General features: G+C 71.0%; 14 protein-coding genes and 12 pseudogenes. 20 read left to right on the top strand and 6 right to left on the bottom strand.

Features of this window, described 5'->3' with window-relative positions; all coding sequences use genetic code 11:
* Positions 1-2: 2 nt before the first annotated feature.
* Positions 3-59 (bottom strand): annotated as a pseudogene (locus tag RBJ77_RS51880) (hypothetical protein); the annotation flags it as partial.
* 1,214 nt (positions 60-1,273) lie between these two features.
* On the opposite strand from RBJ77_RS51880, the gene RBJ77_RS51875 reads away from it, so the two are divergent.
* The 4 genes from RBJ77_RS51875 (at position 1,274) to RBJ77_RS51860 (ending at position 3,066) form a co-directional block, all read left to right on the top strand.
* Positions 1,274-1,429 carry a hypothetical protein gene (locus tag RBJ77_RS51875; protein WP_372351339.1) on the top strand — a complete coding sequence of 52 codons (156 nt, stop codon included), beginning with the start codon at positions 1,274-1,276 and terminating at the stop codon, positions 1,427-1,429.
* 70 nt (positions 1,430-1,499) lie between these two features.
* Entirely contained in the window at positions 1,500-1,838 is a 339-nt protein-coding gene (locus RBJ77_RS51870) for a hypothetical protein (protein WP_372351338.1), read from the top strand.
* Positions 1,839-2,200: 362 nt separating this feature from the next.
* Entirely contained in the window at positions 2,201-2,743 is a 543-nt protein-coding gene (locus tag RBJ77_RS51865) for a hypothetical protein (RefSeq protein ID WP_372351337.1), read from the top strand.
* Positions 2,743-3,066 carry a hypothetical protein gene (locus RBJ77_RS51860; protein ID WP_372351336.1) on the top strand — a complete coding sequence of 108 codons (324 nt, stop codon included), beginning with the start codon at positions 2,743-2,745 and terminating at the stop codon, positions 3,064-3,066. The genes RBJ77_RS51865 and RBJ77_RS51860 overlap by 1 nt, the downstream gene beginning before the upstream one ends.
* On the opposite strand, the pseudogene RBJ77_RS51855 reads toward RBJ77_RS51860, so the two are convergent.
* Positions 3,035-3,477: pseudogene (locus RBJ77_RS51855) on the bottom strand (VOC family protein). The gene RBJ77_RS51860 and the pseudogene RBJ77_RS51855 sit on opposite strands and share 32 nt — an antisense overlap.
* Before the next feature lie 174 nt (positions 3,478-3,651).
* On the opposite strand from RBJ77_RS51855, the pseudogene RBJ77_RS51850 reads away from it, so the two are divergent.
* The 8 genes and pseudogenes from RBJ77_RS51850 to RBJ77_RS51815 form a co-directional block, all read left to right on the top strand.
* Positions 3,652-3,861, top strand: a pseudogene (locus RBJ77_RS51850) (NAD(+)--rifampin ADP-ribosyltransferase); the annotation flags it as partial.
* A pseudogene (locus tag RBJ77_RS51845) lies at positions 3,854-4,087 on the top strand (hypothetical protein); the annotation flags it as partial. The pseudogenes RBJ77_RS51850 and RBJ77_RS51845, both read left to right, overlap by 8 nt.
* Before the next feature lie 43 nt (positions 4,088-4,130).
* Positions 4,131-5,103, top strand: a pseudogene (locus RBJ77_RS51840) (SDR family NAD(P)-dependent oxidoreductase).
* Positions 5,104-5,167: 64 nt separating this feature from the next.
* On the top strand, positions 5,168-5,305 hold the full coding sequence (locus RBJ77_RS51835; RefSeq protein WP_372351335.1) for a hypothetical protein: 138 nt from the start codon (positions 5,168-5,170) through the stop codon (positions 5,303-5,305).
* A 21-nt stretch (positions 5,306-5,326) separates the two neighbouring features.
* A complete protein-coding gene (locus RBJ77_RS51830; RefSeq protein ID WP_372351334.1) occupies positions 5,327-5,578 on the top strand; it encodes a VOC family protein in 252 nt (83 codons plus the stop codon).
* 6 nt (positions 5,579-5,584) lie between these two features.
* Positions 5,585-6,256, top strand: coding sequence for a VOC family protein (locus tag RBJ77_RS51825; protein WP_372351333.1), 672 nt, complete (start codon positions 5,585-5,587; stop codon positions 6,254-6,256).
* A 1,268-nt stretch (positions 6,257-7,524) separates the two neighbouring features.
* Positions 7,525-8,052: a sensor histidine kinase gene (locus tag RBJ77_RS51820; RefSeq protein ID WP_372351332.1), complete on the top strand. Its 528-nt coding sequence runs from the start codon at positions 7,525-7,527 to the stop codon at positions 8,050-8,052.
* A gap of 705 nt (positions 8,053-8,757) precedes the next feature.
* Positions 8,758-8,889, top strand: a complete 132-nt coding sequence (locus RBJ77_RS51815; RefSeq protein ID WP_372351331.1) for a LuxR C-terminal-related transcriptional regulator — start codon at positions 8,758-8,760, stop codon at positions 8,887-8,889.
* Positions 8,890-8,904: 15 nt separating this feature from the next.
* Here the strand turns inward: RBJ77_RS51815 and RBJ77_RS51810 are convergent.
* Positions 8,905-10,042, bottom strand: a pseudogene (locus RBJ77_RS51810) (FAD-dependent monooxygenase); the annotation flags it as partial.
* A gap of 31 nt (positions 10,043-10,073) precedes the next feature.
* A pseudogene (locus RBJ77_RS51805) lies at positions 10,074-11,598 on the bottom strand (MFS transporter).
* 286 nt (positions 11,599-11,884) lie between these two features.
* Between RBJ77_RS51805 and RBJ77_RS51800 the strand changes: the two are divergent.
* Positions 11,885-12,419, top strand: a pseudogene (locus RBJ77_RS51800) (NUDIX hydrolase family protein); the annotation flags it as partial.
* 140 nt (positions 12,420-12,559) lie between these two features.
* Here RBJ77_RS51800 and RBJ77_RS51795 read toward each other — a convergent pair.
* Together RBJ77_RS51795 and RBJ77_RS51790 are read right to left on the bottom strand one after the other, a co-directional pair.
* Positions 12,560-13,830 (bottom strand): annotated as a pseudogene (locus RBJ77_RS51795) (cytochrome P450).
* A gap of 474 nt (positions 13,831-14,304) precedes the next feature.
* A complete protein-coding gene (locus RBJ77_RS51790) occupies positions 14,305-14,832 on the bottom strand; it encodes a hypothetical protein (RefSeq protein ID WP_372351330.1) in 528 nt (175 codons plus the stop codon).
* 779 nt (positions 14,833-15,611) lie between these two features.
* On the opposite strand from RBJ77_RS51790, the gene RBJ77_RS51785 reads away from it, so the two are divergent.
* From RBJ77_RS51785 to RBJ77_RS51755, 7 genes and pseudogenes are all read left to right on the top strand, one after another.
* Positions 15,612-16,004, top strand: coding sequence for a ferredoxin (locus RBJ77_RS51785; RefSeq protein WP_372351329.1), 393 nt, complete (start codon positions 15,612-15,614; stop codon positions 16,002-16,004).
* Between the two features lie 3 nt (positions 16,005-16,007).
* Positions 16,008-16,382: a hypothetical protein gene (locus RBJ77_RS51780; RefSeq protein ID WP_372351328.1), complete on the top strand. Its 375-nt coding sequence runs from the start codon at positions 16,008-16,010 to the stop codon at positions 16,380-16,382.
* Between the two features lie 129 nt (positions 16,383-16,511).
* Positions 16,512-17,654: pseudogene (locus RBJ77_RS51775) on the top strand (acetoacetate decarboxylase family protein).
* Between the two features lie 329 nt (positions 17,655-17,983).
* On the top strand, positions 17,984-18,175 hold the full coding sequence (locus tag RBJ77_RS51770) for a hypothetical protein (protein ID WP_372351327.1): 192 nt from the start codon (positions 17,984-17,986) through the stop codon (positions 18,173-18,175).
* Positions 18,176-18,388: 213 nt separating this feature from the next.
* Positions 18,389-18,886: an aldehyde dehydrogenase family protein gene (locus RBJ77_RS51765; protein WP_372351326.1), complete on the top strand. Its 498-nt coding sequence runs from the start codon at positions 18,389-18,391 to the stop codon at positions 18,884-18,886.
* Positions 18,883-19,289, top strand: a pseudogene (locus RBJ77_RS51760) (aldehyde dehydrogenase family protein); the annotation flags it as partial. The gene RBJ77_RS51765 and the pseudogene RBJ77_RS51760, both read left to right, overlap by 4 nt.
* Before the next feature lie 93 nt (positions 19,290-19,382).
* Positions 19,383-20,326, top strand: a pseudogene (locus tag RBJ77_RS51755) (catechol 1,2-dioxygenase).
* The last annotated feature ends 4 nt before the right edge of the window (positions 20,327-20,330 follow it).

Here is a 20,330-nt window from a genome sequence, read left to right as displayed (position 1 = left end):
GCGGCGTCCAGGAATCCGACGCGCGCACCCACACGGGCGACCGGCATGCGGGTGTGCACCAGGAGCCGCTTCGCCTCCAGTACGACGCGTGCGTCGATGTACTCTTGGGGTGTGCCCCGCGGCCTGCCCGACCACGGTGGCGAGGGTGCGGCGGGAGCAGCCGAGCCGGTGGGCGTACTCGGTGACGCTGCGGGTGCGCGCGAAGTCCGCTTCGACGGCGGCGCGGAACGCGGTGGCGAGAGGGTGCGGCTCTGCCTCCGTGGGGCGCGCGCCCGTGACCTGGGAGAGCCTGAGCAGGAGCGCGGACAGGCAGTGGCGGACCAGCTCCGTGGCGGTGTCCGGCGGCAGTCCGGTGCGGTGGTCGTACTCCTCGCGCAGTCGGTCGAGGCCGTGCGTGACCAGGGTTTGCTCGGCGGGCGTGCCGCGCAGCACGGCCGGGGCGGTCAGGGAGTCGACGTGGGCGGCGGCGACCGTGGCCGGGCCGAGGAATCCGGGGCGCAGCGCGACGCTGAGGGCTTCGTACCGGTCGAAGGCGGGTCGAAGGCGCGGACCTGGCCGGGCCGGACCCACAGGACGTCGCGCCTGGTTCCAGGTGGTGGACGTCGAAGTCCACCGAGTGCGCCGGCCTCCCGTCGAGCACGAAGAGCAGGTAGCGGAACCGGATGCGGTGGGGGCGGGTGACGTCGAGACGGGTCTCGATGCCGGGATGTCCCGCGCCCGGTCCACGCGCATCCCGTCCACCGGGCCGGGGGTCGGCAGATAGCCCGCGGTGTCGACCTCCTGCTCCGGCAGCGCAGAAGGCGCACCCGTCACCGCGTTTCTCACTTTCACCATAACATTGCACTATGTCACCTTTGCCTGGTTTGCCCTCTCTCTACGGTCGAATGAGACGCGAAAGAGGCAAAGAGAGCAGGTCAGGGCGCCGGTCCCGACTGGCCCCGACCGCTCTCGACACAAGAAATGAGCAGGCCATGACCGAGACCGTCCACACGCCCGAGGAGCACCAGTGACCCTCGACGAACTGCACGCGGCGGCGCGCGCGCCGAGGGCGGCACCCTCACCGTGTACGCGGGCGGCGACTTCGCCGGCCAGCAGGACGCCACGGTGACCGCCTTCCGTGCCGCCTTCCCGACATCGAGCTGAACATGATCGTGGACTACAGCAAGTACCACGACGTACGCATCGACCGGCAGCTCGAGCACCGGCACCCTGGTCGCGGACGTCACGCACTTGCAGACGTCGTTCGACTCTCCCGCGCTGGCAGCGCCTCGGCGTGCTCCAGGAGTACAAGCCCGCCGGCTTCTCCCAGGTGCACGACCTGTTCAAGGACCCGGCGGGTTCCTGGGTCGCCGTCAACGTCTTCGCCTTCAGCTACATGTACGGCCCCGAAGGCGGCCCGGCGACGCCGCGCGACCTCGTCGACCCCTGAGTGGAAGGGGCAGATCGCCTCGTCCCACCCCGGTGACGACGACGCCACCCTCTTCCTCTTCAAGAAGTACGTGGACACCTACGGCTGGGAGTGGCTCGAAGCCCTCGCCCGACAGGACGTCCACTTCCACCGCGGCACCAACACGCCCGGCGAGGCCGTCGACGCCGGACTGAAGAGGGTCGGCCTGGCCGGTGCCGCGAGCGGCGGAGCGGGTACCACCTGGTCCACTCCGGACGCGGGCCACCCTTCCTCGCCTGGGGCCAGCGCGCGGCACTGCTCCGGGACGCCCCTGCACCCCGAGGCCGCGAAGCTCGTACCCGAACTGATGCTGTCGCGTGCGGTGCAGGCGAGCGGGTTCAACGGCTGGAACGTGCGCACGGACGTGGTCCCCGAGGGCGGCCCGATCTGACGTACGACAACGCCCATGTCGCCGAGTTCACCGCGTTCATGGAGGACCGCGCCGAGGTCGAGCGGTGGCGGCAGACGATGGTCCTCCACCTGGGCGAGGTGCGCGGCGAGCCCACGCCGGGCTGGCTGGGACTGCACCCCACCCGGCACGCCTGAGGCCAGGACGAGCTCGCCGGGCGGCACCGCCCGTACGGCCCGCGAGCCGTGCCAGGAACTGAGCGGCAGGGCACCGACACTGGCGCTCCGACCATTCCCGTCCCTGTCCCGTACGAGGGAGCCTGATCGTGACAGTCGACAGCCCGGCCGACCCGGCCAGCGGGGGAGCGGCGATGCCCGCGGCCTCCTCGGGCAATCGGCAGCCCGATGAACGCCATCGAGCACAACCGCTACACCACCGCATGGTCAGGCCTTCGGACGCGCCGTGCCCCGGCCCCGCGCGATCCTCGTCGCGTCTCGGCCCACTGGCACATCAACGCCACGGCCGTGACGGCGATGCCCCGACCGCGCACCATCCACGACTTCTACGGCTTCCCGCAGGAACCGTTCGACGTCGAGTATCCGGCTCCGGGACTGCCGCAACTGGTCGAGGAGGTCAGCGAGGCGGTCAAGCCCACCTGGGTGGGCGCCGACGCCGACAGCTGGGGCATCGACCACGGCTCGTGGTCGGTGCTGCGGCACGCGTTCCCCGACGCGGACATCCCGGTCGCGCAGTTGAGCATCAACGCCGACAAGCCGCTCGACTACCACTCGACCTCGGCACCAAGCGCTGGCGTCGCTGCGGGACAGCGGCGTGCTCGTCCTGGGCAGCGGCAACGTCGTGCACAACCTGCGCGGCATCGATCCACGGCTCCCGGAGGACGGCTTCGACTGGAGCGCGGCGCTTCGACGACAGCGCCAAGGAGCTGATGCTCCACGACCCCGCCGGATCAGCCGGACTCCAGACCCACGGCGACTTCCGCAACGCCGTCCCCACTCCGGACCACTTCATCCCCCTGCTCTACATCGCGGGCCTCGCCGCCGCGTCCGGCCGCGCGCACCGACGTCCTCGTCGACGCTACTCCTACGGATCGCTGTCGATGACGGCCTACACCCTGACGCGACTGCCCCGGCGCGAACGAGGGCAGCGGGGCCGCGGCCGAACTCCCGGACGACGTACCGCCCGACGGCACCAACACCTGAGCCGGCCGGCCCTCCCGCTCAGCCCAGCTGCTCGGCCAGCCCGACGATGATGCCCGCCGGCCCGCGCAGGTAGCAGAGCAGATAGCTGTCCTCGTACCGGGCGATCTCGCCGATGACTCTCCGCGCCGTGCGGGCGCAGACGCGCAACGGTGTCCTCGAGGTCGTCGACGGCGAACATGACGCGGTGCGTACCGAGGACGCCGTGCGGCCGGTCGCGGGGCTCGTCGCTGATCACCGCTGGGCTGCGCGTACTTCGACAGCTCCAGCCGGCCGTGCCCGTCCGGGGTCCGGAGCATCGCGATGTCACAGTGGACGTCCTTGAGCCCCGTGCACTGGTCGGCGACGAGCCCCTCGATCTCTGTCCTGCCCTCCAGTTCCATACCGAGCTCCGCGAAGAACGCGATGGTGGCGTCCATGACGCCGACGACGATGCCGACGTCGTCCATCCGCTGAATCCGCATGCTGCCTTCTCCTACTCGCCGTGCGTCTGGTCCTGATTGGTTCTGGTCTTGGTTCTGTACCTCGTCCGGCCGGTGACGACCGCTGCTTTCGGTCTCCGTCATGCTGGTTGATAGACTGCGCGATGGACGAGGTGTTGGACGAGGGGCCGTTCTTCCACGGTACACAGCGCTGAGCTGCGGGCCGGAGATCACCTCACTGCCGGTTTCGGCTCCAACTACCGGCCCGAAATCGTGATGAACCACATCTACTTCACCGCGTTGCGCGACGGCGCGGGACTCGCCGCCGAGCTCGCCGCCGGCGACGGCACCCGCGCGTGTACGTCGTCGAACCGACGGGTGAGTCGAGAACGACCCGAACGTCACCGACAAGAAGTTTCCCGGCAACCCCACCCGTTCCTATCGCAGCAAGGAACCGCTCCGGTCGTCGGCGAGGTCACCGATTGGACGCGCCAGACTCCCGAGGCGCTCAAGATGTGGCAGACCGGCTGGCCGCCATCCGGGTGGACGACCGCGCCGAGATCATCAACTGAACGTCGTTCGTCCGAACGGGTCGCGCCCGGTGAGCCGTTCACCAAGAAAGCACGGGAAGCGGGGAGGCGAATGCGAGTAACTGCCTTGCCCTAGAGCGCAGTTCAGCACCTAGCGTCTTCGTCATGACGACACCGCAGCACAAGATCGATCGGGCTTCGGCGCCCGGAGCACCACGGAGGACGTCCTCGACGGGATCGACCTGTCCGGCCGCACCGCGATCGTCACCGGCGGCTACTCGGGCCTCGGTCTGGAGACGACCCGCGCCCTGGCGGCTGCCGGAGCCCATGTCGTCAGTCCCAGGGCCCGGCGGCGGGCGGCCGCTCAGGAAGCCATCGAGGGCATCGAGGGCAGCGATGGCGTCGAGACCGGCGACCTCGACCCGTCCGACCTCGAAAGCGTCCGGGGGTTCGCCGAACGGTTCCTGACTCGGGCCGCAACATCGACATCGTGATCAACAGCGCGGGGATCATGGCCTCGCCCCGAGACACGGGTCGGCCCGGGCTGGGAAGCGCAGTTCGCCACCAACCACCTCGGCCACTCACGCGCTGATCAACCGTCTCTGGCCCGCGATCGCGCCCGGTGGCGCACGCGTGGTCGCCGTGTCCTCCGGCGCCCACGGCATGGGTGTGCGGTGGGACGACGTGCACTTCGAGCGCGGCTACGACAGGTGGCAGGCGTACGGGCAGAGCGAAGGCGGCGAACGTGCCGTTCGCCGTGCACCTCGACGCACTTGGCCGCGACGCCGGAGTCAGGGCGTTCGCGGTGCATCCGGGCAGCATCCCGACCCCACTGCAACGCCACCTGCCGAAGACGGAGATGGTCGACGCGGGCTGGATCGACGAGAAGGGCAACCCGACCGATCCCACCTTCAAGACGCCCGGGCAGGGCGCGGCGACGCAGGTATGGGCGGCGACCTCCCCGCAGCTGGCGGACCTGGGTGGCGTGTACCGCGAGGACTGCGACATCGCCGAGCCGGCCGCCGAGGGCTCGGAGGGCGGCGCGCATGCACACGCGACCGACCCCGAGCAGGCCGCGCGCCTGTGGGCCCTGTCGGCCGAACTCACGGGCATCGACGCTTTCGCCGCGGCAGACTGACGGGTGACCGACACTCTAGTGGCGGCCCACCCGGCCGAGTTGAAGTACGACTTAGGTGTGGGGCATGACGCTGCAACTTGTTCAGGTGAACTTCAAGGCCGGGGACGACTCGGCGCTCGGGCGGTTCTGGGCGGAGGCGCTCGGCTGGGGAGTCTCCAGTGAGGCGCCCGGAGTCACCAACCTGGAGCCCGTGGGCTTCTGACTGGCCGGATCCGGCTGCCGTGTGCGTCGATCTGGTGCGCGTTCCGAACCCGGAGACGGTGAAGTACCGCGTGCACTCGAACTCGCCACCGCTTCCGAGGCCCATCACGCGGAGTTGGTCGAACGCTTGAAGGGGCTCGGGGCGACAACCGCGGATGCGGGCCGGGGCGCCGCCGTGCCGTGGACGGTGATGGCCGACCCCGAAGGCAACATGTTCAGCGTCCTGGAGCCTCGTGAGCTCTACCGTGACACTCGGGCCGATCGGCGCCGTTGACGTCGAATGCGCCGACCCGCGGGCCATGGTCCGGTTCTGGGAGGCCATCGACTGGACGGTTCACGAGCTGACCGACGATCGTGCTCTGCTGCGCTCCGTCAAGGGCGTTGGCCGTACCTGGAGTTCCGCCGTACGCCGGACGACGAGGTCACATGGAACCGCGTCCACCTCGATGTGATGTCCGACCCCGTCACCGATCAGGCGAAGGAGGTCTGCCCGGCTCGAAGGGCTCGGTCGCAACTCGGGCCGACGTGGGGCAGGGTGATCGCCTCCTGGGTCGTTCTGGCCGACCCGAGGGCAACGAGTTCTGTGTCCTCGGCCGGGCGACACGGAACTCAGGCCGCTCGCCCAGCAAGGTGCGACAGCGCTCAAGGCCCGCCGTCCCGGTCGGCCCTGAGCATGCCGGTCACCGGATCGCCGTCCCCTGCCGCTGACCCTGTTCGGTCGCGGCACGTCTCACCGCCGGCGAGCGGCCGGCCTGGTGAGCGCAAGTTCGGTCCACCGCTCCAGTTCCTCGGCGTGGCTGCCCGCCGCTGTCGCCAGGTGACGGCGGCGGCCTCCTCGGGCGTGGGCTCGCCGTTGCGGGAGATCAGAACCAGGCCACGCGTCGCTGGGCTGGGCTTCGCCGAAGGCGCCAGTCCCAGGCCGCATCGAACCGCCAGACGCGCCCGTCAGTGACCGGCGACCTCATCGCCTGGCTCTCGAGGAAGGCGTAGGGGCGAAGAGCAGTTCGATGCGGATCGGTTCGCCGCCCGCCGGGTCGAGGGCGTAGCCCTGGTCCTCGCGATCGGGGTCGTGGGTTTCACCCCGTCGCAGGACTTCCAGGTAGGACGCGGCCGCGGCAGCATCCCTGTCACCCGGGCGGATCGAAGTGATGCACCGACAGATCGTGCACCACCGTAGGAGGGATTCCCACTCGACAGGTCGTCGCCCTCGACCTCAGTGAGGCTTCCGCGGGTTCGATCGAAGACTCTCCCAGTCGTGGGACGAGGTGTCGGAAGCGCCCGCTGGCCGTTCCACCTGAACTGCCTCGCTTCTGGGTCCACCCGCAACCACGTGGGCCACCGCACGGAGACGTGGAAGCGAGAGGCCTCGGCGACCGTGGTCTTGGTGAACGGACACTCCATCCGAAGAACGTCGGCCGGCCGGAACCGGCGCGGCTGCTGCTCGCACCATGCCGGTCCTTGTCGAGGCCATCTGTCCGCATGTCCGTCCGTTCTCCGAAACCACCGTCGCTGAGAGGACCGAGCCAGTCCTACTATCCTGAATCGTATGCTGCCGAATGTGGGCGCTGAGGGCGAGGAACGCGGTCGTGCGCAGCGCCCCCGTGTCCACTGGCCCCAGCCCCAGCCCCAGCCACAGTCACAGTCCCTGGCACTGGGTCGGGCATGACGAACTCACTCGGCACCCTTCCGCCGTCACGCGGCACGTGGTGGCGGGAGGGTGCGGTCATGCGTGGCTCGCGCTCGTGCTCTGTCTGCTCGGTGGCGTGATACAGGTCGATGACACGCCGTCAGCGCCGCACGCCGCGGCTTACGGCATCGCTGTGGTGTCCTGCGCGGTGCCGCCCTTCCGGCACCGTTCGCCGTTGCCGCCGTGCGGCCACGACCGCGTGCGGGTTGCTGGTACAACCCCTGGGCCTGCTGCTCACCCCCCTCATCGTGGCGCCCGCTGTGATTACCGCGTATTCGTTCGCCGTACGCACCGAACGGCGTGTGGCGAGTGTGGTGCTGTCGGCGTCCGCAGGCGCTCCTCGCCTGCCCCGATCCCGTTCTTCGCGATCTTTCGTGGAAGGACGCGAGCCGGATGGCGGCGGTGGCGGCGTTCCCGCTGGTGGCGGGCGTGCTCGGGAACTCGGTGCAGAACCTGGCGGGCGTATCTGGCGGCCGTCGGAGGAGGGGCCTCGGTGGGCGGAGTGAGGACCGCGAGAGCGAGGCGCGCCGAGAGTGGCCGAGGAACGGCTGCGCATCGCCCGGGAACTGCACGATCTGGTGGCGCACCAGATCACCCTGGCCAACGCGCAGGCCACGGTCGCCGCCCACCTCTTCGACTCCCGCCCGAGCAGACCCGCAAGAGTCTCGGCGAACTCGTCGCGACCACCGGCGACGCGCGCTCGACGACCTACGGCCACGGTCGGCTCTGCTGCGCCAGTCGGGGACCCGGCCGCGCCGGGCGAGCCCGCCCCCGGACTGTCCCAACCGCCCACGCTGCTCGACTCGTTCCGCCGGGCGGGCCTGCACGTGTCGCTGCACGAGGAGGGCACGGCCAGGCCGTTGCCGCCGGGCGTCGACCTCACCGCCTACCGCATCGTCCAGGAGGCCTTGACCAACGTGACCAAGCACGCCGGAACCACCTGCACCGCCCAGGTGCGCCTCGTCTGGCTGAGTGAGCAGCGTGACCCTCTTACCGTCGTCGACGACGGAAACGGCGGCGCCACCCGCACGGGGCGGACCGGGCACCCGGCTACGGTCTGATCGATGCGGGAACGCGCCACCGCGGTAGGCGGCCTGCTCTCGCGGGCGGCAGCCCGAGGGCGGCTTCCTCGTACGCGCCCAACCGCCCCTGCCTCCCGCCCGGAACACGGCACGCAGCGCGAACCAGGAGAGGCAGGCGAGGCACGATGACCTCCGGGTGGTCCTCGCCGACGACCAGGCCCCGCTGCGCGGCGCCTTCCGGTTGCTGTTGGAATCCGCCGACGACATCACCGTGGTCGGTGAGGCCGCCGACGGCGGGAAGCCGTGCGACTGACCCGCGAGCTGCGCCCGGACGTGGTGATCATGCGGGACATCCGGATGCCGGAGGTGGACGGTCTGGCCGCCACGACGCAGATCTGCGCGCGACCCGGAACTGCGGGCCAGCCGCATCCTGATCCTCACCACGTACGAGACCGACGAGAACGTGGCGCAGGCGCTGCGCGCGGGCGCCGGCGGATTCATCGGCGAGAGGCATCGGGGCCGAGGACCTGCTGGACGCCGCGCGCACGATCGCGGCCGGCGACACGCTGTTGTCGCCTGCGCGGCGACGCGCGCTCCCTGGTCGCCCGCTTTCCTGGCCACGCCGGAGGAGGCCCCGCCGCACCACACCGTGACCAGCTGGCCGCACTCACCCCTGCGCGAACGGGAGATGGTGGCGATGGTCGCGACGGGGCTGTCCAACTCAGGAGATCGCTGCTCGAGCAGATGTTCCTCAGCCCGCTCACCGTGCGCGCCCACGTGCAGCGCGCCATGACGAAGCTTGAGGCCCGCGACCGGGCGCAACTCGTCGTCATCGCCTACCGGACGGGCCTCGGGCCTCGCGCCCTGCCCGAATAGGGAGGGCGGGGGCCCGGGGAGTGTGAGGGCCGTGTGGGCCGGTCGGGATGTCGCGGCCGGCATGGTGTCCAGGCCGCGCAGCATGGTGTTGCGCTGCTCCAGCGCCCGCACCGTGGTGGGGAAGAGGGTGGCCGCACCGTTGTCGACCAGCGCCTGGTTGGCGCTCACGAAGGGGCGCACCGTGCGTTCGTAGGCGGTGAAGGCCGAGGAGTGGTCCGGTGCGTGGCCAGGGCGTGGGCGAGCATGTAGGCGCCGACCAGGGCCAGACTGAACCCTGTCCCGTCAGGAACGACGGGCGTACGCTGCGTCGCCGACGAGCGCGACGCGGCCGCTGGACCAGCGGGGCATACGGATCTGGCCGGCCAGGTCAAAGAACAGGTCGGTCGCGTCGCCCATCGCGTCCACCAGGGTGTGGGGACCTCCCAGCCAGCCCCGGAGCAGGCATCAGCCATCAACTCCGCTGCGCGGCGCGGTTTCGGAGGGCGTCGATGGGCGGCTGTGGCCGATGAAGGGTCAGGAAGGCGTGCACGTCGCCGCGACCGCCGACGGCGCAGAGGGCCGCGGCCTCACCCGGGCGTTCCACATCATCAGTTCGCGGAGAGCCCGAAGGCGTTCGGCATGGTGAACAGGGCGAAGCAGTAGCCGAGGTACCGGTGGAACTGCTCCTCGGCCCCGAACACGGCCCGGCGGGTCTGCGAGTGCATCCCGTCGGCGCCGATCACCAGGTCGAACGTGCGCCGTCGCCCGCTGAGGAAAGTGACCTCGACACCCGGCCCGCCCGGAGGGGACTGGTCGAGAGTGTCGATGGCGTCACCGAAGAGGAACTCCACGTCGTCGCGGACCGACGCGTACAGGGCGTCGGCCAGATCCCCGCGGCGCACCTCCAGGTCCTGGCCCGGCACGTCCCCGGCACCTGCTCCCGGGACTGAAGTCACCTGGCTGCCCTCGGAGTTGAGGAAGGTGTAGCGGCGCGCGTCGATGTGCGCAGTCGCGCAGCCGCGGCGCAGGATCTCCATGCGCCGGACCACCTCGATCGCGGTGCCGCGGATGCTCGATCGGGTAGCCGCCGGCGCGCTAGCGCATCCGCCCTCTCCACCACCGTGACCGCGAATCCGTACCCGTGCAGCCAGTACGCCAGGGTGGGTCCGGCGATGCTGGCCCCGAGATCAGAACCTTGGTGGGGGTCATGCCTGGGCTCCCTTCTCCGTGGCCCTCTCCGTGACCTTCTCCGTGACCTTCTCTTCGGCACGGCGAGTGGTAGTAGCGGACGTAGTGGTGGTGCGGGTCTTCGTGACACGGACGACGAGCAGGGACAGTGCGGCGACGAGTCCGGCGACGGCGAACCCGGTGACGAACGCCGACTCGGCCGGCAGGCCCGTCTTCGCGTCGGCTCCGGCGTCGAGGACGCGCCGCCGATCTGGGCCCCCACGGCGACACCGATCACGCGGGTCACGACGAGCAGGCTGGTGGCGATGCCGGTGTCGCTTGGTGGCGACAGCGGTGGCGGCGCTGGACAGCAGGGCCGTGGAAGCGACGGCCGCGGCGAACCCGACCAGCACCTTCGCCAGGACCAGTTGCCACTGCGCGGAGTGCAGCCACACCAGAGCGAACATCGTCGCCGCCGTCACGACGGCGCCCGTGGCCACCGCTGGCACGTGCGCCGAAGCGCCGCGCCGCGACTCCGCCGACCGAGTCGCTCAGCGATCCGGCGATCGCGCCCGGCAGCAGGAACAGTCCGATGTCGGTGGTGCTCGCTCGAAGCCGCAGCCGTCCGCCGGCAGCGCGAACAGCTGCGGCAGCAGGAAGACGACCATGCCGAAGCCGGCGGCTATGACGAGGGTGAGCACGCACGCGTGCCACATGGCGGGCTTGGCCAGCATGCGCAGATCGACCATCGGCGAGGCGGTCCGGCGCTCGACGGCCACCCACGTGGTCGCGAGGGCGGCCACGAGCAGGACGAGTGCGACGACCGCGAGGGGCGGCAGGCCGGAGCCGGTGACCTTGACGAGCCCGACCATGAACACGAGCAGGGTTCCGCTCAGCAGGAGCACACCGGGCCAGTCGATGCCCTCGTCCGACCGGGACGGCGGATCATGCGGCATCTGCCGGGTCAGGACGAGCGTCGCCGCGACGATGACGATCGTCGGCAGCGCGAACATCCAGTGCCAGGACAGGCCCTCCGAGATCGGCCCGGCGAACGACGTCCCCACCATGCCGCCGCCGGTGAACAGTGCCATGACCACACCGATCGCCACCTGCGAGCCCGCTGCGGCAGGTGCCTGCGCACCAGGATGAAGGAGAGCGGCAGGGCGCCCACCATGACGCCCTGCAGTACCCGACCGAGCAACAGCACCGGCAGGTTCGGTGCGAGGGCGGCCAGCAGTCCTCCGGCCGAGACGACGGCCATCAGCAGGATCAGGACCCGCTTGCCGCCGTAACGGTCACCGAGCTTGCCCGCGACGGGTGCGACGACCGCGCCGGTGACGAGCAAGGTGTTGCAGCTGATCAGGGCCCCTTCGGCAGGACTGACCCCCAACTCGCCCTGAAGCAACGGAAGTGCGGGCTCCAGCACGGACTGCAAGGTGCCGAGGGCGAGGGCCAGAGACCGAGGGCAGCGATCGACAGCTTGCCGATGCGGGCCGGGCCGCCCGGCGAGGTCCGCCCTTCGAATGGGGATACGGATACTGATCCGGACGTGGTTCTGGACATGGATTCGGATACGGATGCGGATACGGATTCGGACGAGTCATTCCACACGCGTGGATCACTCCAGACGCCGTCAGGCTGAGGGAATGCGCGAGATGAGCGCGCCTTCCACACTTCCTTCCGGCACCCCTGCCGGGCATCGTCCCCGCAGCCGTCTGCCTCTGGTGCGTACGCACCAGCCACGCATGCGTCCTGGTGCGTAGGCACGTGATCCGCGGCTGTTGCTCGGTGGCGGTGACGCGGCCCTCGGTACGGCCCGATCAGCTGCCGGGAAACGTATGATCACCAGATGTCTGAGATGACGACCGAGAGCGCAACCGGCTGGCTGGCGAGCGACGAGCTCGAGTCCGCGCGGGGCCGTATGCCGATCCTGTATGTAGAGGCGCGTCCCGGTACGGGTGGACGACAGTGGCCAGGTCACGCACGTGGGCCTGCTGCTGCGCATCGGCCCCGACGGAACGGTGAGCCGGAGCCTGGTCTCAGGGCGCGTGCTCCACCACGAGCAGCCGCGCACCGCGCTCCTGCGGCACCTGGAGAAGGACCTCGGCCCGGTTGCGCTGCCCTCGTATCCCGGCAGTCGCTGCAGCCGGTGACGGTCGCCGAGTACTTCCCCACGCCCGGGGTGACCCCTTCCACGACCCGCGCCAGCACGCGGTGTCACTGGTGTACGTGGTTCCGGTCAGCGGCGACTGCGCACTCGCCAGGACGCCCTCGACCTGGTGTGGTTCACCCCGCAGGAGGCGCTGTCCGAGGCGGTGCAGAACGAGATGCAGGGCGGGCGTGGCGTACTCCTGCGGCAGGTGCTCGCGCATGTCGGGGCCTTGATCCGATCCGAGCGGCCGGTGCCCGGGACGACGCGAGCGACGAGCTGCGCAACCCCGACATCAACCGCGTCAGCGCCCGAGGAGTGAGGGTCCGCGGCAGGTGGCGTCCCTCGCCACCTGCCGCGGGCCACCGGGCCGGGTCAGGCCAGGGTGACCTCGACCGGCAGCTTCTTGATGCCGTTGACGAAGTTGGAGCGCACGCGCGGCACGTCACCGGCCAGCTTGATGTCGGCCAGGCGCGGGACGAGTTCTCGAACATGATGCGGATCTCGGCACGGGCGAGGAGGTTGCCCAGGCACAGGTGCGGGCTGCCCTTGCCGAAGGTGACGTGGTCGTTGTTCTCGCGCGCCACGTCCAGGTCGTACGGGTCGGTGAAGACGGCCTCGTCACGGTTGCCGGACGCGTACCACATGACGACCTTGTCGCCCTCCTGATGCGCGCTTGCCGCCGAGCTCGACGTCGCGGGTGGCGGTGCGACGGAAGTGGTAGACGGGGAGGCCCAGCGCAGGAACTCCTCCGTGGCCGAGGGATCAGCGACGGGTCGTCCCGCAGGCGGGCCAGCTGCTCGGGGTGCTGGAGCAGCGCCAGCATGGCGTGGGACATGGCGTGCCGGGTCGTCTCGTTGCCGGCGACGACCAGCAGCAGGAAGTAGTTGTCGAAGTCCTGGGCGGAGAGCGGCACTCCGTCGCGCGGGGTCTCGTTGACGAGCCGCGAGACGATGTCGGTGCCGTCCCGCCGCGCCGCTCGCGGGCCAGCTCCCGCCCGTACTCGAAGACTTCGAGGGAGGCGAGCGGAACGGCAGGTCGCGGTACTGCTCGCTCTCGGCGCCGTGCAGCAGCACGTCGGCGTAGTCGGGGTCGGTGTTGCCGATGATGCGGCTGCCCCAGTCGATCAGCTGCTGGCTGTCCTCCGGCGGGACGTCGAGGAGGCGGCGAGCACTGTTGATGGGGAAGTCGGCCGAGATCTCCTGGACGAAGTCGAAGCGGCCCTGGGCAGGGCGGCGTCCAGGGTCTGGGCGGTCAGGCCGCGCAGAAGTCCGCGTAGCCGTTGATGACGCTCGCTGCGCCGAACTGGCGCTGGATGACGCTGCGCAGGGCGCGGTGGCGGACGCCGTCCATCTCCAGGATGGAGGCGCGCTTCTCTGATCTGGTCCTCGTCGACCTCTTCGAGGCTGACGAACTCCGTCGACGTGAACGTCTGCGCGTCGCGGTCGACGGCCGCGATGTCGGCGTAAGCCGGTGACCGCCCAGAAGCCCGAGTTGGGGGTGTCCTCCTCCTGCCAGTGGACCGTCCTCGTGGCGCAGTGTGTGTGCGAACATCCGCCAGGGCGTGGCTCGGTCGCGAAGTTTAGGCTCAGGTCGGCGAGGTCGACGTCGGCCAGCGGCAGCGGCTCGGCGAGGCGTTCGCGCAGCTCGGCCGCGGTGGTGGGGGTGGCGACGGTGGGCTGGCACGCGTGGTCTCCTGGGGTGCGGCGGCCGGGGCGTTCAGAGGTGGAAGGCGTACTCGGTGAACTCCAGCCGGTGACGTGCCGCTGGCAGCGCTCGACCTCGTCGCGAATGCGCTTTGTACGAGAGGTAGGAGAGCGGTGAAGTCCTGCCGAGCAGCTCGGCGAGCGCGGCGTCCGCTCCTCCAGGGCGTCGAGCGCGGCGGGCAGCGTCGTCGGCAGCATCGGGGACTTGGTGGTGCCGCAGCCGTAGCCCTCCAGCGGGCGGCCGGCTCCTCGCCGGCCGGACGCCGAGCAGGGCGGCGGCCAGGGTGGCGGCGCACCAGCAGGTGCACGGGCTGGCGCTGGCGTCACCGAGGCGCAGCCTCGAGGCGGGATCCCGCGCCGCGCTCGGGCGGGACGCGGACCATGGTGCTGCGACGCCGTCCAGGCCCCAGTCGATCAGCCAGGGGGCGAGGGTGTCGGGGCCGAGGCGCTGTACGAGTCGACCGTCGGGCTGGCCAGCGCGGTGAGGGCGGGGGCGTGGGCGAGGATGCCCGCGATCGCGTGCCGTGCGGTGGCGGACAGGCTGTGCGGTGCGGACGGGTCCTGAAGGTGTTGCGCCTTCGCCGTCGACGCAGGACAGGTGCAGGTGGAAGCCCGAGCCACCCGCGTGTCGTTAGAACGGTGGCTTCGCCATGAAGGTGGCCAACCGGCCTTGCTTGCGGCGAGTTCCTTGACCGCCGCCTTGAAGCGGAAGGCGCGGCCGGCGGCGTCCATGGCGTGCGAGTGGGTCAGGTTGATCTCGAACTGCGAGCCGTCGAACTCGTGGTTGCCGCTGCTGACGCCGATGTCGAGGTCGCGCAGCAGCGCGCAGGGTGCGCAGCAGGGCGGTTGTCGCCGTCGGCGCGCAGGCCGGCGGTGTAGACGACGCCGGCCGCGTCGCTGTGGCGGCGCCAGCCCTGCGGGGCGTCGGGGGCCGCGTCGCACAGGAAGTACTCCAGCTCCGGTCCCACGACGGGGTGCAGGCCGTGCGGGCGCAGCGGTCGACGACGGAGCGCAGCAGGTCGCGGGGCGACTCGGGCGCCGGCCGCCCGGTGGCCGGGTCGGTGACGTTGCCGAGGCAGGTGGCGACGCCGGGTTCCCACGGCAGCGCGGTGAGGGTGTCGAGGTCGGGGCGTACGCAGATGCCGGGCAGGCCGGCGTCCAGCCCGCCGGCGACCGACCACGTCGCCCTGCGGGCCGGTGTGGTAGACGGCGCGGCAGAAGGCGAGGCCGTGTGGTCGCAGGCCGAGGGCAAGTGGTCGAGCAGGACGCCGCGGGCCCGGTCGGTGCCGATGAGGTCGGGGTAGGTCACCCGGACCACGTGCCGATGCCCTGGGCGGCGAGCCGCGTTCCATGTGCTGGCGGACGCGGTGCCGGATGCGCTCACCGGTGTCTCCTCTGCGGGAAGGCGCCTCCCAGCACGCGGGGCGCTGGGGAGCGAGAGGGCGGCAGGCTGCGAACCGCGGCAGGCGCAGGAGCCACTCACTTGTTTGATGCCAAACGGTATGGACGCCGCCACCTTCCCGCAAGGGTTCCGTCGCAGAAATTTATCCATCCGGATAGCTATTGACCAGGGCCCGGCCGCTTCCTATGTTGCTTTGAAGCCAAACGAGTTGGGGTCGGCGAGTCCGCAGCCCTTGGCGGGGCCCGGCCCTTTGCGTGACCGGGCCCCTTTTCCCCCTCTTTGACTCATTGACGCCCCCGCAGTCCCAGGAGACAGGCCCATGAAGGTCGTCGTCGACATGAACAAGTGCCAGGACCACGGCCAGTGCGCTTCTGCCGCCCCGCACGTCTTCAGCTGCGACGACGCCGGACGCCTGGCGTACGTCCCGGACCCGGACGACGCGCTGCGTCGACGAGGTCGAGGAAGCCGCCGACACGCCCGTCCGCTCCAGGCCACCCGGATCGAGCTGAGCGCCGTGAGCGCACCCCTCGTGGTGGCTCGGCGCCTCCATGGCCGGACCGCGCGCCGCCGAACAGCTGCGCGCCGCCGGCTGGGCGGACCGATCACCGTCGTCGGCGACGAGCCCCACTATGCCCTGACAACCTGGCCTCTCGCAGTGAGGTCCTCGCCGAAGGCGTCCCTCGACCCGCTCGCCTTCCGCGGGCCAGCGTGACCGATGTCGACTGGCGCTCTGGCACCGCGCGACGAGCGCGCCGACCTCGACCTGCGCACCGTCGCACTCGCCGACTGGGACGAGACGGTCCCGTACAGCGGCCTCGTCGTGGCCACCGGCATGCGCCCGCGCGCCGCCTGCGCTGCCCCGGCCCTCACCGCCGGACGCCACACCGTACGCACCCTGGACGACGCCCAGACCTGCGAGACCGCTCTCACTGCAAGGGAGTTCGCGTCGTCGCGTCGGCGCCGGATCATCGTCACTGCGAGGTCGCCGCCACCGCCGTGGCGCTCGGCGCCGCCGAGGTCACCGTCGCCGACCCGCTGCCGCCGCCCATGCGTCGGCCTCGCTCGGCGAACCTCGCGCGGGCTCTGCTGACCCGCCACGAACAGCGCGGCGTCCGCTTCGCTGCGGCACCGGCGTGGCCGGCTTCGAGGGCGAGGACCACGTCACCGGCGATGACTCGCGGACGGCACCGTCCTCGCGGCGGACGTCGTCGTCGAATCGGTGGGCTCCGTCGCCAACACCGAATGGCTCGACGGCAACGGCCTCGACCTCACCGACGGCGTCTCACCGACGAGCACCTCCGCGTCGGCGGCCGCCCGACGTCGTCGCCGTCGGCGACGTCGCCCGCTTCCCCAGCGCCCGCTACGACGGCGCGCCCCGCCGCGTCGAGCACTGGTCCATCCCCTCGGACACCGCCAGCACGCCGCCAAGGTGCTCGCCGCCCACCTGGCCGGCACCGACGCCGACCTTGCGCCGTTCGGTCCGCTGCCCACCTTCTGGAGCGACCAGCACGACCTCCGGCCCCAGTCCTTCGGCGCCCCCGTCCTCGGCAGGACGACATGCGCGTCTCTGGACGGCGACCTCGACGGCGACGTCCTCGCTCGGCTACCACCGGGCGGACCGCCTCGTCGGCGTCGTGGCCCTGGGCGGCCAGTCCGCCGTCGCTCTCCGCCGCTCCGCTACCGCGCCGAACTCCTCGGCAGCCCGCCCTCACCGCCTAAGGAACCCCTGCAAGTGCCCGACATCTCCCAGGTCCGCGATACTTCCACCCCAAGATCGGCGACGCGCCTCGTCCCTGATCCCCTCGCCGCCGTGGCGCTACTCCGCGACCTGCTCACCGTCGAGTACCGCACCGACCCGGCCCGGGTGCGCGAACTGCTGCCCGAACCGCTGGAACTGGTCGACGAGGACCCCGGAGCGGTCGCCCTCATCTGGGCCGACTGGCAGTCCTGCTCCGCCGACGGCCACGAACTCCTCGACCCGGTGCTCGCCCAGTACAAGGAGGCCTTCGCGGTCGTCCGCTGCAAGTACCAGGCCGTACCTACACCCGCTGCGTGAACATCTCGGGTCGATGCAAGTGACTTCGCCATCGCCCGCGGACTGCACCAGGGCTACCCGAAGAAGCTCGGCTCCATCCACCAGACCCGCCCCCACCCCTACGGTCCCGCCCCGCGCATCGAGGCCGGCGCCCGCTTCGGCGCCACGCTCGCCGCCGCCGACCGGCGCCTGGCCCAGGCCGTCGTCACCCTGCGCGAACCGTCCGAGACCAACGGGTTCGTCAACGCCCACCCGATGGCCCACCACCGCTGGCTGCCCTCCATCGAGAAGGCGCGCGGGCCTCGCCCTCGACGAGCTGATCGCTAGACCGGCGCCGCCTCCTTCGAAGGCGGTCAACCGTGGGCCGGTGACGCCGAGTTGGAGCTGTTCGAGGCACCCACCGAGGAACTGGCCTCGTCTTGAGGTCCGCGAGCCGACCGGCGCCTCACTACCGCCAGATCGGCGTCAGTCTGGGACGGCGGCCGGCCCCTGGAGTCCTTTCACACACGTCCGGCGCCGAGTGACCCCGCCCCACCGACCCACAGGAGCCTCCGACAGATGACCGAGCACACCCTCACGGTCGCTCGGGGTCACCGTCGACACCCGGCACTGGATCGGCGGCCGACGCGTCGCCTCCGCCGGCATCGCTCACCGACGTGTCGCCCATCGACGGCAGCGCCATCGGCGCGATCTCCCGCACCCTTCGGCCGAGGCCGCCGAGGCCGTCGCCGCCGCCGCAAGGCCGCCTTCCCCGGCGCCGCCACCCGCGCGCCGATCGCGCCCGCATCCTGCACGCGATCGCCGACGGCGTCGAGAAGCGCCTCGAAGAACTCTCGCCGTCGTCGTGAGACCACCGACAATCGGCGTCTCCTGCTGCGCTCGCACCGCCGTGGCGTCAGCGCCGCGCGTCGCCCACAACTTCCGCTTCTTCGCCGACTGGCCGCTCACGCTCTGACCACGACGATTTCTCTCGAGACCCGCGTGCCAGGCTCAACCACGTCATCGCTGGGACCCGGCCGGCCCCTGCGTCCTCGCAGCCCACGCCGTGGAACGCGCCGCTGATGATGGCGCCGTGGAAGGTCGCCCCGGCGCTCGCCGCGGGCGGCCACCGTGGTCCTCAAGCTTCCGCCGAGTGGACCCCGCTGACCGCCTTCGCTGCTCGCCGATCATCGCCGCCGAGGCCGGCACTGCCCGCCGGTGTCCTCAACATCGTGCAGGGCTACGGCTCCGAGATCGGCGACGCGCTGACTCGCACCCCGACGTCCGCCGCATCAGCTTCACCGGATCGGTGCCCACCGCCAAGCACATCGCCGCCTCCTCGGCCCCGGAACCTCACCCCCACCGGCTTCGACCGGCGGCAAGTCACCGCTGTTGGTGTTCTTCCGCCGACGCCGACCTCGACCTGGCCGCCGTCGACCTGGCCGTCGAGCAGCACGACAATCGCGCAGGTCCGCCTCGCCGCGACCCGCATCCTCGTCGAGGAGCCGATCGCCGAGGAGTTCACCCGCCGTTTCACCGAGAAGGCGGCCGGAATCCAGCAGGGCGACCTGCGCGACTGAGCGAGGCCACCGACGTCGGCCCCAACATCCACCCTCGCCAGCTGGAGAAGATCGATCGGCTTCGTGCGGCGCGCGCTCGCGGCCGGCGCCCGTACCGTCGAGTCGGCGGCCACCCGGGCGAGGGCCAGTACTACGCCCCGACGCGCTTCCTCACCGACGTCGCCCAGGACTCCGAGATCGTGCAGGAAGAGGTCTCGGCCCCGTCCTGACCCTCCAGACCTTCCGCGACGAGGACGAGGCCGTCCGCCTGGCCAACGACACCCGCTTCGGCCTGGCCGCCACCCTCGCCACCGGCGACCACGAGCGCGCCGACCGCGTCACCGCGCAGCTCGTCGCCGGCACCGTCTGGGTCAACTGCTTCTTCGTCCGCGACCTCCAGGCCCCCTTCGGCGGCTCGCGCGAGTCCGGCGTCGGCCGTGAGGGCGGCACCTGGAGCTTCGACTTCTACTGCGACCTCAAGAACACCGTCAGCCCGCCCCGAAGGGATGGAAGGACCATGGGTGAGATCGTCGGGGCGGGCCTGCTCGCCCACGTCCCCACCATCGTGCTGCCCGAGGAGACCCGCCTCGAACTGAACGAGGCAAGGAGATCACCTCGTCACGGGGCTCCAGGAACCGCGCAGGGAAGCCTTCGAGCGGGAGGGCCCGACAGTTACGACACCGTCGTCGTCCTGGACTCCCACTGGGCCACGACCGTCGAGTTCGTCGTCACCGGACAGGACCGCCGCGCGGGCCTGCCCACCTCCGAGGAGCTGCCGCGCGGCATGTGCCGCATGCCCTACGACTTCCCGGGGACCCCGAACTCGCCGCGAACATCGCGAAGTCCGCCGACCGGCACACGGCACCTGATCACCGCGATCACGCCGACGCGTACCTGCCGATCTCACCGCGCCACGATCAACCTGTGGACGTACCTCGGCGAGGGTCTGCCCGACAAGCGGTGCGACCATCGGCGTCTGCCAGACCGGTGACATGGAGGACCATCTGCGCCTGCCGGGCCCTCGCCGACGGCATCGCTTCGCCACTCCCGGGCGCCGCGTCCTGCCGATCGCGCCTCCGGCGCGCTGTCGCATCACCTTCTGGCCGCCGCGCGAATCCGCGCGACCACGAGTCCAGCGCGACCTCGGCGCACATCTTCACCGCCGAGGCCCGCGAGGCCGACCTGGAACGCATCGCCTGGTTCAAGTGAGGGCCGCCACGACAAGGTCCTCGACACCATGGACGAGTTCGGGAAGTACAAGCCCGAGGCGAAGTTCTTCCACTACCTGATGAGATGGCGGGCGCCCTCGGTGAGCAGGCCTGCACCGCCAGGGCCGCCAGTACGGCGATTACGAGAACTCGATCGGCACCGGTCAGGTCCACCTCTGGTCTGGACCGCCCGGCCGACGGCTGGACCGGCTGCCGAACGCGCACCGCACCCCGGACGCACAGCCGCGCCTAGAAAG

Source organism: Streptomyces sp. KL116D (assembly GCF_030766975.1).
Lineage (GTDB): Bacteria > Actinomycetota > Actinomycetes > Streptomycetales > Streptomycetaceae > Streptomyces > Streptomyces longispororuber_A.
Note: the sequence above shows the minus strand (reverse complement) of the source record. Positions and strands in the feature narration are given on the sequence as shown.

Excerpts from the sequence above, each read along its gene's own strand:
- RBJ77_RS51815 (WP_372351331.1), top strand. The coding sequence starts at position 8,758 with ATGTTCCTCAGCCCGCTCACCGTGCGCGCCCACGTGCAGCGCGCCATG.
- RBJ77_RS51765 (WP_372351326.1), top strand. The coding sequence starts at position 18,389 with ATGATGGCGCCGTGGAAGGTCGCCCCGGCGCTCGCCGCGGGCGGCCAC.
- RBJ77_RS51835 (WP_372351335.1), top strand. The coding sequence starts at position 5,168 with ATGACGCTGCAACTTGTTCAGGTGAACTTCAAGGCCGGGGACGACTCG.
- RBJ77_RS51785 (WP_372351329.1), top strand. The coding sequence starts at position 15,612 with ATGAAGGTCGTCGTCGACATGAACAAGTGCCAGGACCACGGCCAGTGC.
- RBJ77_RS51780 (WP_372351328.1), top strand. The coding sequence starts at position 16,008 with ATGTCGACTGGCGCTCTGGCACCGCGCGACGAGCGCGCCGACCTCGAC.
- RBJ77_RS51865 (WP_372351337.1), top strand. The coding sequence starts at position 2,201 with ATGAACGCCATCGAGCACAACCGCTACACCACCGCATGGTCAGGCCTT.
- RBJ77_RS51860 (WP_372351336.1), top strand. The coding sequence starts at position 2,743 with ATGCTCCACGACCCCGCCGGATCAGCCGGACTCCAGACCCACGGCGAC.
- RBJ77_RS51825 (WP_372351333.1), top strand. The coding sequence starts at position 5,585 with ATGCGCCGACCCGCGGGCCATGGTCCGGTTCTGGGAGGCCATCGACTG.